Below are 13350 nucleotides of genomic sequence, written 5' to 3'. Positions count from 1 at the left end.
ATGTATAGATGAAATGTTTGGAAGTTTCATGATTTAGACAACACCAACATGAAAAAATCTCCTTAGAATGAGAAGTACAGGTAGTCCTGTCCAACTCTCTCTAAGGAGACCCACCATGGACAAGGATACCACGAAATCGGCGTTCCGGGAGTATGTTACCCCGCTGAATGTCAGTACCATATTGCAGGAATTAAACCGTCTCAAGATGGAGCGGTACGTTAAGAAGCTCGGTGTCATCTCATTCATCCGGCTCGTCGTCTTCGCCCAGGTCAATCAAATCCCGTCACTGAAGGACATCAGTTTGGAGTTGGAAGCCAATGAATCCCTCCAGAAAGAACTGGCGCTAGACTCTATTAGTGCTTCCCAGTTGTCCAGGAAGTTGCGAGAAACGCCGTCATACTTTCTGGATTTCGTGTTCCGTGAATGTGTCGAGCAAATCACTCGCCAGGTCGGTGCAAAACGAGCGAACGAGAAAATGCGACGGATTAATCTGGTGGACTCATCGACCATTTCAATGTGTGTTTCACAGTATCCTTGGGCAGAGTTTCGCAGTACTAAAGCTGGTGTGAAACTGCACCTGCGTCTGGTATTTCTAGACGATCAAGTTGCGCCAGATAAGGCGATCCTCACGCCCGCCAAACCTGCGGACAAGACACAGATGGATGCGTTAGTGGTCGTAGAACCGAATGCGTTGAACGTCTTTGACCGTGGCTATGTGGATTACCGTAAGTTCGATACGTACTGTGCAAACGGAACGAAGTTTGTCACTCGGCTCAAAGATAATGCGGTCATTCACGAAGTCATTGAAGAGCGACAGGTACCGTCCGATTCACCGGTTACGAGAGAAGCATTGGTACGCTTGGGGAGTTATCCAAATTACGTGATGGAGCACACCCTGCGGTTGCTTGAAACCACGGACAATGAAGGCAAGCGCGTCGTGATACTGACGAATGACATGACGATGGATGCAGAGCAAATCTGTGACGTGTACCGAAAGCGTTGGCAAATAGAGTTGTTCTTTAAATGGGTCAAGCAGCACCTGGTACTCAAGCGCCTATACGGTCATAGTGAAAATGGCGTGTATAACCAACTGCTCATTGCACTGATTACGTACTGCCTGTTGATTCTCTTGCAAGCGAAGGTGTCCCACAGCGGCAAGCTACTTGAGGTTTACAAATGTCTACGTCTCTATTGGGACCGAGCCTTTTCTGAGTTTGTGAAGGCGTTGTACAAGAAACCAGGTCGAACATCCAAGGGACGACGACGATGCAAGGTGGAAGACATCTTTGAGCAAACGGTGCAGCAGTACATAGAGCGTGAAACGGAGCATCTTGAGACCGTTATCTACGACCTAATCTAACATTCCTGATTATGGATATTCGGACTACCTGACATAGGGGTATTGACCTTTTAGACCATAAGCCACGGAAACAAAAAATCCGAGTATTCAGTCCGTAACTTTGAACGGCAATTCACCCTCTCTTGACAGGCTCAGAGAAGTTTTATGCAACGTTAGTGATATTGAATAGAAATATTAATATACAACAAGCACCGAAAATCTTAAGCAAGGTATAACGGATACTTAGGACAGTTTATGTTGTGCAGAGACGTCGAAAACAGCGGGCATATATTCCGTTTAATGGTAGCCACTCACAATTCAAAGTGATTCATGGACGCTTTAATGGTTCCTACCATGGTCATCCGAATCAGGCAGTGTTCGATGATCTCGTTCCAGGTGATATCATCTTTTGTCACGATGCGGGAGGTGGGTACGGGTATTACACCCACTGAGCACTGTACGTAGGAAATGGGAAAGTTGTAGAATCTTCCAACTTTCGAGAAGGCCCCCAGGTGATTCCGGTTGAATCCTTTCATGGGTACGATGAGGTATTTTTCAGGCATGTACCTTGAAGATTGTACCTTGCCTTTTCTCCTTCCTGCGCTCATCATGCTTCTGGGATTTATAGTTCGGATGTGGCAAAACCTAGGGCGCAATTCATAAATCCATTGGAGGATTGTCCTTATACGAAGTTAGAGGTCTCAGGTATTGGTGTAAATTCAAAGGCTGGATCTTGACGAAAGAACCATTGAGTTCAATCTACTAAAAGTGACGACCAAATCACACTAGTAGAGGAGGTACTACAGTGGTTTCTACAGACAAGATCGCACTTTTGGAACTGATTCGTCAGAGTGGACACTTCACAGCCCATAAGTGATTACATAGGTGACGTCATTGCTTATTTAACCGAATGAACGACGAAAAATGTTATGAGCTTAACGGGAGCCTATGCGACAGATGATATTGGGCTTTCTTATTGCAATAGCCTCTCAGCATTGGGGTCTTGAAAAGTGAGATAAAACAGGTGGAATTCCAGAAATGCGCTGAAGCAGAGGCGGGAGGTGAATTACAGAGTGTTTATTCATACAGTGGTTAGTGTAGACCTTGTCAAGGAATTTCGGTATTTGTAGTGTCCCTTTGAAATGGGAAATTATAAGATCACCTACAGCGATAGGAAAAGATTCGAACTGGTATCAGATTCCACGGCGCCGGGAATATTTAAGGAGTCCTTCCTTCCGATAGTCGTAAAGGCTACGGGGGAAAACATATATCACAGGAGGAATCCGAATGCCACAACGAATTCAGCAAGCCGCACAACAGGCCCAGCAGTGCATTCAGCAGATTCAGCAAATTGCACAACAGTTGCAACAGCAAGAACAAATGAATGCCCAGCAGGCTCAGCAATGGAACAGTGGAGCTACTGGACAAGCCGGAAATCAACAAATTAGCAATCAGCTTCAAAACTTCGCCCAAAAAGAACAAAACGCCGCACAGCAGTTGCAGCAAATCCAACAGTTGGCGCAGCAAGTACAGCAACAGATGCAATAGCAGCAGCTTCAATAGTTGGACGGAAGGAGCCTCCCTGGGGTCGAGAGGGAGGCTCCTTATTCATGTCATTCGTATAGACCGCCATACATACGTAGCCATAAACTTCAGAACAATTTGCGCCGGCAGTATCCCTTTCATCATCCTGATGAAGCGATAGATCAAAATCGTGCAAGTATGGCCCCGGCACCTCTTGATCTTCCGCCGCAAACACGTCTTCGATTTTGACCTTCGAGGCATTAGTTATTGGATACTCTCAAATTCTTTCTGCAAAGAACCTTTTTAATGACATATAGAGATCAGGAAATTACGCTACTCCATGATTTGGAACACTAGGAACAAAGAATTAACCTCGGTTTTGGATACGATAAAGGCCCTGGACAGTCGGGGGTATTATCACTGTTCGCGTTACGACTGACTGACGGGTGTTCCTAGTTTGTTCAGTGTTTCCCGGATGAACGTCGGTTCGTCGGCTGGCATACGCGACGAAACGTAGTTGCCGTCGACGACCATTTCTTTATCGACGTAGTTGGCACCCGCAAGATCATCTTTCAAAGGAGGGTAGCGTGTCAACGTCTTGCCCCTGGCAAGACCTACGCTAATCAGAATTTGCGGCCCATGGCAGATGGCCGAAATTAGTTTGCCCTAGCTATCCATGTCCTTGACGAACTGCTGAATTTGCTTGTTGAGACGCAGGTTTTCCGGTGACGACCCACCCGGAATAACGACTGCGTCAAACTGATCAGCCTTCACTGCGTCGATGGAAGCATCGGTCATATACGTTGCCTGTTTGTTCTTGCCTGTTAACTGTTCACCTTTTTTATCCCGATAATGACCGTTTGGTGGCCCGCTCCTTTGATTGCTTCGTACGGTTTTTGCATCTCTGAATCCTCGAATTCATTGGCCAGCAGGAATGCGACCCTCTTCATATCTACTTACCTCCTTTTAACATGATGATTTGGTGCCCCTACTCTACAGTACCCGTTTTGGATTCCCCCAAACAAAAATATATCTTGAGGTCCTTTCGCCACCAGATGCGAAAAAGGATATGTGGATCCCGACTGTCGAACGAGAATTCCTTATCTTTTTACAGACTGTAAACTATCGACCTCAACTACATTAGCTCACCAACTTTAAACCCGCCAAACCACGAATATCCAATTCGCCTCCAAACCCGAAATCGAGGGTTTGATTCGAAAGTTGTATGATCTATCTGGTTAATCCTCATGGTCAGAGACGAGATTACGGCTGGCTTATGCAGCACTCGTAGTTACGCTCATTGAGCCCGCTTATCCTCACTTTTTATGGCAAGAAACGGATTGAAGGGAAACCGTATAGAGTCGCTCTGATTGTTTGCGCAAAGAAGCTGCCGCACATTATATACTTCAGACCGTTTGTGAAGCAAGAAACGTAAATAATTGGTCCCGTTTTCTTTCATGTGACGAGTAATCCATTCCGCCTCATGGGTTGATTCCATGATGATGTACAGAGTGACCTTATGGGTCTTCTCGATGTTAATGGCCACCTTTGGCCCAGACAACAAACGGAATTACACCTAATCCGTGTTCGGTCACCCTATAACAACGGGGCAAGTAGCCGTGCACCTTGCTCCAAAATACGTTGTGGAGCGGATCGTTTCTGCAAATCTTCGATGCCTAGTGGTATAGAATCCGTGAGAGCGCGCGCCACGTCGACACTGTAAATGAATTCGCAAACTTCGTAATCCAGGCGGAAACTTCTCATATCGTAGTTAGCGGCACCTACTTCGGCAACCTCCCTATCGATGACCATGACTTTCGCATGCAACATACCATTGTTCGGACTCTTGGATCCAGAATTGAATGGCCCGATTGACTACCATCTTTCCAGACCTTGACCGTGGTTTACGGTGCGTTCCAGAGACACTTGCTAAAGAACGTTAATGAAGTTTATCAGCCTTGGGATTCACTGGACGGCATAGTTTAACTCTCCGGCCAATTAAAGAGGGAATTGGCAACGTTGAGAGCGTTGAAACGGTATGTGCCGTAAGAGCTTCTTGGGAACGTGTTTGAATGAATTAAAAGGTCTGTTGGTTAATAGGAAGCAACAGTCGTTTACTAATTGATGGGAAGTGGAAAAGACTTTTCGGAAGAAAAAAGGGCTCAAGAGGGTTGAGTTATCAATTAGTTTGTTTGATTCGTCGATACAACTGACGAGAAGGTGAGCTTCTTCCCTTACTGGTACAATCCAATACCAGCATTCCTTAGGTAGGAAAGCAACCTGTCCAGGTTTTACCTGGTAGTTTAAGCAACTGAAGCGTAAACGGGTTGAGAAAGAAGAGGGTCAGCTCACGGGAAATTACATATTATGGATCATCTGCGTTTGTGCTCCAATGGGGATCTCGGATGTGGCGCTTGGTGAGAAAGACGTCCCCCAGGGGCAAGAAGGCATCATCGGTATCTGAGGTCGCTTCATTTTCCATAAAGGGAATGAAGAATACCCCAATGTATCCATAGTGGGAAATCAATTGCTGCGGCGTTTGCGAATATCCTGAAAGCCGACAAACTTTTTCTGCTCTTCATCCCAAAGACGATAACGGAGGGAACGTAAGCTGAGACGAAATTCGATTACCGGAACCTTCTGAAGTAACACGTTGCTCTCATGAACCCGTTGTAGATTATAGTTCGGGATATGTGGACCTAAATGATGAACGTGATGGAATCCAATGTTTCCCGTCGCCCATTGTAAAATCTTGGGAAGCCTGTAGAATGAGCTGCCTCGAAGAGCTGCACTGAAATAATCCCAGTCATCGGTCTCTTCAAAATAGGTTCCTTCGAACTGATGCTGCACATAAAACATCCAGACACCCACTACGCCTGAACAATACAGGATTAGACCCTGGACAACGAGAACCATTTGCCAACTAAGCAGCAGGCAGAGTAGCCCGATTGATGCAAGAAGGCAAAGATTCGTTAAATAGGTATTCCAACGCTCTTTGAGTCCGGCACCTTTCCGGTTGAACCTTGCATTTATGAAGAGATAGAATGGCCCCAACCCAAACATGACAAATGGATTTCGATATAAACGATAAGTTGCTCGTTGAAAAGCGGGCAACGCCACATACTCATTAACCGTAAGTATCCATAGATCACCTGTACCTCGATGATCCAAATTGCTGCTAGTTGCATGATGTATGGCGTGTTCGTACCTCCATTTGTAATACGGGAAGAACGTTAGAATACCTGTAACCGCCCCTACAATTTCATTTGCCTTTCGGTTGCGAAAGAAAGAGTAATGACCGCAGTCATGGAATATGATAAATACCCGCATAAAAAAAACGGATGCAATCATTGCAAGAGGCAGTGTGACCCAAAATGAATATGACATGCTAATTGCCGCAAGACACCACAAGCCCAAATAAGGAACAATACTATTTGCTAACTGCCATAGACTGTCTTTATAATTTGGCTTTTCATAAGGGGTTAACATCCTCTTCCACTTACGTGACTCTTCTTGGATACTTATCGCTCTTCATCCTTTCTCCAGGACCTAGTTAAGGAATCCCCTTTTCAACAAAGGTACGGCCGACGAAAAAGAACTGTACTGATGAATGTATTCCCAGAACACAATTGATGACACGGGCAAGGGCACTGATATACGATTTGGGGTTCTGGTGCAAAAATACACGAAACACAATATACAGTGATGAATCGTGGCTGAACCCACACTACATATGGTTGATTCAAATATTTTGTCCACCAGAACCCAGACTGCCGACTCCCCAGAGCAAGGTTGTTGTAGTAAGACCTGCTCTGGTAAGCGGACAGTTTGTGTCAAAACCACTTCCGGGGGCCGAGTGGGCCTCTGTTGTAAGGAGTTCGGCGTTGATTTAGCGGGCCATTCGTGCGAGGAGGCGTTATTTGTTCGGGTGGTCTCCTTTGCATTATTTCTCCACGTTGAATGTTGGGATGAATACGGCTAGGTATTTGTCGCATCTGACCAGGCATCTGTTGGCCGAATCCTCGCACCTGTAGGGGGTGTTGACGTAAACCATTCTGGGGCATTGTGCCTCGAGGAACAGCACTAGGGTACAAAGGCTCCCGACCTGGGGCTCTTTGAGGAGAGCCAAAGTGATTATTTTGGGATGGTTTTACGGATGACTTACGGCGTGTGAGGAACGACAATAATCCTCGTTTTTTTGTTGGGGTGTCATCCTTGTTATTTGTGCTCGTCATGGACTTGGGAACTGAAGTATAGGGTAATCTATGAGACGGATTTATTGGTGGGTTCGGATTTACAGCGGCAGATGAAGGCTCACCAGGCCATGTCTGTGGTGCCGAACCACCGTTCTCTGATTGGGTCGATTCTGTCGACTGAATATCTGTTTCAGGTTCTGTAGAAGAGCCAGACGATCCGTCCATCAGTGCTCTGAGGACATTCATGATCATAGCTTAACTCACCCTCTCTATAAGGTACATAATGTTGAACAGGGGCGAAAAGTGCGGTATAGATACCCCACAAGTCCTTAGAATAGTGAAAGTGCCTACGAGTAAAAGCTTTATGTGCGAAAGTACAAACATGATTAACGAATTCGCATAGATTGAACTTATTATGAGGGATAGGAGGATTGTGCAATGTCAAGAGAAATTGGTGTACTCGAGGCGTACTCTACGTCCGAAAAATCGGACGTGCAACCTTGTATCCTGCCATTCGTCGTGTTGTTCTCAATCGCATCACAGGAAAACCGAGGTGTCTCCGCAATAAATCGACGCCGAATGATGGGCTATGGGCCAGGACCAATCACGCAGCACGGATTCGGTTCGGTAGGAGCTAGGGGAGGATACCCACCATCGATTTCACGTCGAATGGTCAGCGTTCCTCGTGTAAGACAATTTTATAATTGGTAGTCTTCATAGTTCCACAACGAAGGAGTGCCCAACAGAAGGTGGGCACTTTCGTTGTGGATAGCGTATACTTCACAGGCGTGATACCGTACCTTCTCTGTGAGATGGCTAAATAGCCAAAGCCTGATCATCGTCAAGCTTTGGCTATTTTTCATCTCTTCTGTTGTGAGAAGTTCGCCCATCATCTCACAGGTCATAGACGTGGGAGCTGGTATACGTTGTCGGTCCGTTCACCCAAAGGCAGCTCTGAACCGTCGTTGTGGAGAGGAATATGCCCTCGATTTATACCCAAAGGCGGCATCGGTGGTGGTGAAGATGTACCACCGGGGAGTACCGTGCTTGAAGTAGGTTCATCGTTGGCCTTTACAGTATCAAGACGTGAATTGAGCTCTTCTATTGATATTCCAAGGTTTTTTAACTGTTGTCGAATATCTCCCAATCCCCTCAGATTACGATTTACCATCCGAATTTCACGCAGCAGGCTCGCTAACTTGTTCTGACTAGAGGATGGCACTGGCTTTTTAGGAGTATTCCTCTTGGCCGATTGGTTTTGTTTTCGAGGCCCTCTTGGTGTAACAGATACGTCTGTGCCGGATCGTGCTGATTTCGCTACTGTAGGTTTTAGGGCATTGGATGTTTCAGAATTCATGCGTTGCGCATCATAGTATGCCCTTACCAATATCGGGACCCAACGCAATTGTTGAAACCGTGCCAATTTCATCCACCCCTCCTATACATAATGTGTATCACACGGTATGTATTGCGGGCCTTTTGCGGCGACGGCAGTTGTTCAACTAGAGAGTCCAATTGTGGCTGTCAGCCATTGTATGGAAGGTATGTCCTCCCAACAAGGAACGCATTTCGAAGATGTGGTCATCGAAAACAACACGTCCATATGCGAGTAATACTGTGTTACATTTAACTCCATGGCCACTGTTCAAAGGCGAATTAGATTGGTTATTTACAGACGCATTTACACTACTGAACCATATAGCATATGGGCAAATCCAAGGATGCAAAGCTCAGGGGCTAACCTACGGTTAAGCGCAACATGCCAGCCAGTTGCCGAATTAAAACTCGGGACGAAATGAGACCCATATTGTGGGCCTCGTTTCGTTACGAACCAGGGCCCTTATATTAGACTTGGATTCGGCTAACTGATATATAATAATTTTCCTTTTTAATTTATGATGCTCATGGCGTTTTCCACTTTAACTTCATTGCTATGGTAGAGTGCAAATCAAGGAGACCACGACAAAACGGGGGCTACGAAGCCTCTGAAGGTTTGTCGTGGACTCCTCATTAGATAGGCCATGATCCTTCCGGTACCCGTGCTTTTGAAAAATACAATTTCTAGAATCAACTGCCCTGTTGAGAACTTGATTGAGGTTGATATTCAACATTCGCCCATTTCACTTAATCGGTTTCCCTGCCACGAAAACAGAAACTACGTACACAATGTAACTGCTCCTATAGGATTATTATCGGGGTAAGATTCAAGTCTGTATATCGAATGAGGAGGATATCTGCTTCCTTACCAGGTGTTAATGTACCCACTTTTTTATCAAGGCCTAAAGCACGGGCACCTTCAATCGTCGCAAATTCAAGAACATCTCGTGTAGTCAAATCAAGTTTCTCTGGTTCTTGTCCTGCAATAAAGATTTGTTGATTTCTCAATGCATGTTCAATTGAAAGAGCCAGTTTCATTTGCGTGAACATATCTCCTTCAATGGTGTTGACAGTATCAACCCCTAGACTAGGACGAACTCCATATTCGAGTAGCTCTCTTGTTACTGGAAAACCGTGTCCCATATTCATTTCAACTGCAGGTGTTATTGAAACTGATGCACCACTATTAGCGATAAGTTGATACTCCTTATCTCTTAGATTATTGCAATGTGCAAGGTTTATATCAGGAGCTAAAAGTCCACACGAATCAATTCGCAAGTCAGTTCGCAGACTATGAATCATTGGCTGTCGATAAAGTCTGCGGAGCTTACGTTGAAATTTCCCACGTAACTCACGCTTTGTCATCATAGCGCTTGCAATCAGCACTTTGTTAGTGCAGGTTTCTTTAGGTGGTCAATATGGTCCACGTCGGTGAACACGTATATTGAATGCAACTCCTTATCTATGTCATTCGATCCCAGAAAATCTCTAACGTAACCATTAGCGAACCGGAGGGAAGATTTTACCTAAAACGGTGTACTGCGGGAACTTCGTAACTACCGATTCGCCATGCACTAGGAGAGGAAGATGGGCGTATGTAGTCTGGATAGTGGAGATATCACGGAGTTAAGTGTAAAACAGCCACTTCATTGTCTATCGAAGCAATTGGGGGCTCACACCAGATTAGAAATTGCTTATGCACTTGCAGGTGAAGAGAAATGTGTAACTGATGTAGCAGAACAGGTCAATGTTTCGTTAGCAGTTGCATCCAAGCATTAGCGCTCACTTATGAGCATGGACTTGCAATGAGAACCAAGAAAGGTCGGTTTGCCTATTATTCTTTGGAATCTACGGTGTCCAATTTGCTTGCGGCGCTTGAGCCATGGGAGTAAAGATGAACGGGCTTCAAATGTCCTGTTTAACACCGTCGGCTATCGTGAAGATTTCGGTTTTTTTGTGATAGGGAGATTGCTACGTGCACGGTTATGTTGCGCTAGTTACAAAGTAATCAGGTCAGCGATTTGTTTATGTCCTTCATTATTTGGATGGGTCTGCGAATCGGTGACGATAAGTCCTCGAAACGACCGGATCGATATCTATCAATGTAGTAGGGTTCATCGCCAAGAAATTTTTCATAAAGGAACCGGATTATACACGGTTGCTACAACGACGTGCGGAATATTCCTTCGGGAAATAAAATCACACAGTCTATCCATGTGGAACCTAAATCCCTGGAGTTGACGAAATACAAGTTGCGGAAAAATAGGAGCCCCTGAAATAGATAGATATTGGCGGCGAAGTAACTTGCGAAGGTCGTTCCCACCAACCATCAGAGTTACGACATTAACTTGTTCCCACACACTCGGGCTTATCAGGTGGGTCACTGCATTCCAAACGTCTCTCGTTGCCCACCCGTTTTTGGCGATCACGATGGTTTTCTCGGACAGCTCCTTTTTCCGAGTAAAATCACTCACAAGTCTGACAAACGCTAAACTTGGATGAGTAGTCCCGAGGCCCGCAGTTACGGAATCCCCCAAGGCGAGATAGATGTTGCGGGCCATCTGCTTTCCCTCCTAAAGTCATTGGTCAAGAGATTATGAATACTTTTCCACGATTTGAATGGTATCATCTAGTAAATCAACGATCTTTTCAAGTTCGTTCCAAGCGATGGCTTCTCCGAACACGTCCCTATAATCCTTCAAAATTTCAAGTGATAATGTAAGCTTCCATGAAATTTCGGACAACATGTCGATAGAGAGCTCCAACTCCTGTTGTCGTGCCTTTTGCTCGGTTTCCGAAAGTTGTAGTTCTTCATTCATTTCATTATCGTCATCTCCATCATCGAATTCGAACGCGCTGACTAACAATTGAGAAAATAGATTCTCTTCGGATAAATGGTCCATAAATAGGACACCATCAAGATGATCTATTTCGTGGGCCACGACTCGAGCGAGTAAGTCCGATGCTTCGATTTGAAACGATTGACCTGTTCGATCCTGTGCCTGGACCTTAATGGTCTGCGGTCGTGTAACTTTTAATGTATGACCTGGAAAACTCATACACGATTCGGCTCCGTCCACTTCCCCTGACGCTTCAATAATCTGCGGATTGACAAATTCCTGTATTCCATCGCCAAGATCGACCACAAAAACTCGTTCCAACATCCCGATTTGTGGGGCTGATAGCCCAAGACCTCGATGTGCAGTCACCGTATCTATTAGATCCGTTAAGAGTGAGGCGAGATTTGTATCAAATGAAGTGACCTCGGCGCTTTTGGTCCGAAGTTCTGGAATGTCACCTTGCAATACACCTTTAACTGTCACAACAACCCCTCCTTGTCATTGCTCTATAAAAATGCTGACAACAGAGAAACAGAATCCACGTATGTCTCGGAGATACCTGCCCGTTTCTTTATAGGGAGTATCCGACATAGGATTACTGAGGGGAGTGACACGCACCATGATACACGTTCGAACACCGGCAGAAATTGAGCTTTTTCGACATTGCGGCAAAGTCAACGCAAGAATTCACGCAGAACTACGAGGCCTTCTGCAACCAGGAATGACCACACTGGAGTTGAACAACAAGGCAGCGGAGCTGATGGATTTGCTTGGCGTGAAATCGTCAATACGCATCCCGGAGAGTTTCCCTGGTGACATTTGTATTTCTATCAATGAGGAAGTTGGACATGGTGTTCCTGGACACTATGCGCTCCGGAAGGGAGATATTGTGAAAATCGACATCAGTGTGGAATACGAAGGTTATCATACTGATTGTGCAATGACCCACATTGTAGGGGACGGTGACTTCGAAACACAACGACTACTAGACGTTACCCATCAAGCTCTGCAGGCGGGGATTTCTGCTGCCAAGGCGAATCAACGATGCTCCGACATCTCGTATGCCATTTGTAAAATGGTAGAGGGGAATGGATATGCTTTGATTCGGCATGCCTTTGGTCATGGGATCGGTAATGATTTGCACGAATCTCCACCGATTGCAAATTTCGGACCGGGAAACCGTGGACCAAGGTTACGGCCAGGCATGGTGATCGCCATTGAACCTGTCGTCAGTGCGGGGACTAGGTACACGTTGCGAAAAGAAAACGGATGGACGGATGCAACCATTGACGGTTCACATGGTGCCCACTTTGAACACACGGTACTCATTACGGATGGGGAACCGGAAGTTTTGACCCAAAGTACATTTCTAGACAGTTGGAATGTGCATTTTACTCTACGTTCAGGTGAGTTTACTTTCAGAGCCATAATGGACGCCGACAAACCTGTGTTACTGTGGTTAGCGGCACATGAAATGGATTCGATTCTTATGCATGCATGGGGGAGGAAGGTCAGTCCACAGGAAATTTTCGATCCGGATGCGAAGACAATTGTTTTGGAACATAAGACCGGAAATGTCGCTGGTTTCTTCGTATACTCCGAGGTCGGTGATGTGCTTCATTTGAACACGTTGGTGATCGACCCTAAATTTCAGGGGATTGGCATTGGAAAACAGGTGATGGAGCGATTCGAGGACTTGGCTCGCAAGGGGAATCTGAAAAGCACAAGGTTGTGTGTTCAGACGAACAATCACCGTGCGATGCAGTTTTATAAGAAGCTTGGATACGTGATTTGCGGCACACCCTACCTTAATACCTTGATGATGAGAAAGTTGCTGTAATCCCGCACAGCTTCATTGACATCAAGATATCCGGATCGCCCGAAAAAGTACCACCTTCTTATATTACAGGTAGTCTGAGATAGAACTTGAAGTTTCGTGACAATAAGCCCGTTTTCCGTTCATCTGTATCCATGCCTTTGCGGTATTTCATACATTGGTGACCTTGATCCATTGTGCATTCTCGGTGTGACTCGTGAGTTCATTATTGCCCCTTGCATTCGGTTTCGAGGTGTC

11 protein-coding genes, 1 pseudogene and 1 riboswitch are annotated in these 13350 nt (G+C 45.6%); of the genes and pseudogenes, 5 read left to right on the top strand and 7 right to left on the bottom strand.

The window, feature by feature from the left end:
• Positions 1–115 precede the first annotated feature (115 nt).
• Together NZD89_RS22765 and NZD89_RS22760 are read left to right on the top strand one after the other, a co-directional pair.
• Positions 116–1360 carry an IS4 family transposase gene (locus tag NZD89_RS22765; RefSeq protein ID WP_268003651.1) on the top strand — a complete coding sequence of 415 codons (1245 nt, stop codon included), beginning with the start codon at positions 116–118 and terminating at the stop codon, positions 1358–1360.
• Positions 1361–2626: 1266 nt separating this feature from the next.
• Positions 2627–2887 carry a hypothetical protein gene (locus tag NZD89_RS22760; RefSeq protein ID WP_268004972.1) on the top strand — a complete coding sequence of 87 codons (261 nt, stop codon included), beginning with the start codon at positions 2627–2629 and terminating at the stop codon, positions 2885–2887.
• A 405-nt stretch (positions 2888–3292) separates the two neighbouring features.
• On the opposite strand, the pseudogene NZD89_RS22755 reads toward NZD89_RS22760, so the two are convergent.
• From NZD89_RS22755 to desA, 3 genes and pseudogenes are all read right to left on the bottom strand, one after another.
• Positions 3293–3813: pseudogene (locus NZD89_RS22755) on the bottom strand (type 1 glutamine amidotransferase domain-containing protein).
• Between the two features lie 646 nt (positions 3814–4459).
• Positions 4460–4693, bottom strand: coding sequence for a phospholipase D-like domain-containing protein (locus NZD89_RS22750; protein WP_268004971.1), 234 nt, complete (start codon positions 4691–4693; stop codon positions 4460–4462).
• Positions 4694–5386: 693 nt separating this feature from the next.
• Positions 5387–6382: a Delta(5) desaturase DesA gene (desA, locus tag NZD89_RS22745; protein ID WP_488798537.1), complete on the bottom strand. Its 996-nt coding sequence runs from the start codon at positions 6380–6382 to the stop codon at positions 5387–5389.
• 1115 nt (positions 6383–7497) lie between these two features.
• On the opposite strand from desA, the gene NZD89_RS22740 reads away from it, so the two are divergent.
• On the top strand, positions 7498–7770 hold the full coding sequence (locus NZD89_RS22740; protein ID WP_268004969.1) for a hypothetical protein: 273 nt from the start codon (positions 7498–7500) through the stop codon (positions 7768–7770).
• Between the two features lie 190 nt (positions 7771–7960).
• On the opposite strand, the gene NZD89_RS22735 is transcribed toward NZD89_RS22740, so the two are convergent.
• Together NZD89_RS22735 and NZD89_RS22730 are read right to left on the bottom strand one after the other, a co-directional pair.
• Positions 7961–8488: a hypothetical protein gene (locus NZD89_RS22735; protein WP_268004968.1), complete on the bottom strand. Its 528-nt coding sequence runs from the start codon at positions 8486–8488 to the stop codon at positions 7961–7963.
• 269 nt (positions 8489–8757) lie between these two features.
• A riboswitch (cyclic di-GMP riboswitch) is annotated at positions 8758–8837 on the top strand.
• 400 nt (positions 8838–9237) lie between these two features.
• Positions 9238–9801, bottom strand: coding sequence for an amidohydrolase family protein (locus NZD89_RS22730; protein ID WP_268004967.1), 564 nt, complete (start codon positions 9799–9801; stop codon positions 9238–9240).
• A 222-nt stretch (positions 9802–10023) separates the two neighbouring features.
• On the opposite strand from NZD89_RS22730, the gene NZD89_RS29850 reads away from it, so the two are divergent.
• On the top strand, positions 10024–10215 hold the full coding sequence (locus NZD89_RS29850) for a winged helix-turn-helix domain-containing protein (RefSeq protein WP_369125219.1): 192 nt from the start codon (positions 10024–10026) through the stop codon (positions 10213–10215).
• A 353-nt stretch (positions 10216–10568) separates the two neighbouring features.
• Here NZD89_RS29850 and NZD89_RS22725 read toward each other — a convergent pair whose 3' ends face one another.
• Positions 10569–10997, bottom strand: a complete 429-nt coding sequence (locus NZD89_RS22725) for an SGNH/GDSL hydrolase family protein (RefSeq protein WP_268004966.1) — start codon at positions 10995–10997, stop codon at positions 10569–10571.
• Between the two features lie 33 nt (positions 10998–11030).
• The gene (gene def / locus NZD89_RS22720) at positions 11031–11759 is read right to left on the bottom strand and encodes a peptide deformylase (protein WP_268004965.1); all 729 of its coding nucleotides are present in this window, start codon (positions 11757–11759) and stop codon (positions 11031–11033) included.
• Positions 11760–11895: 136 nt separating this feature from the next.
• On the opposite strand from def, the gene map reads away from it, so the two are divergent.
• A complete protein-coding gene (gene map / locus NZD89_RS22715; protein ID WP_268004964.1) occupies positions 11896–13116 on the top strand; it encodes a type I methionyl aminopeptidase in 1221 nt (406 codons plus the stop codon).
• The last annotated feature ends 234 nt before the right edge of the window (positions 13117–13350 follow it).

It is taken from the genome of Alicyclobacillus fastidiosus, from assembly GCF_026651875.1.
Classification (GTDB): Bacteria; Bacillota; Bacilli; order Alicyclobacillales; family Alicyclobacillaceae; genus Alicyclobacillus; species Alicyclobacillus fastidiosus.
The sequence above is the reverse complement of the archived record's forward strand: the minus strand, read 5'-3'. Positions and strand labels throughout refer to the sequence as shown.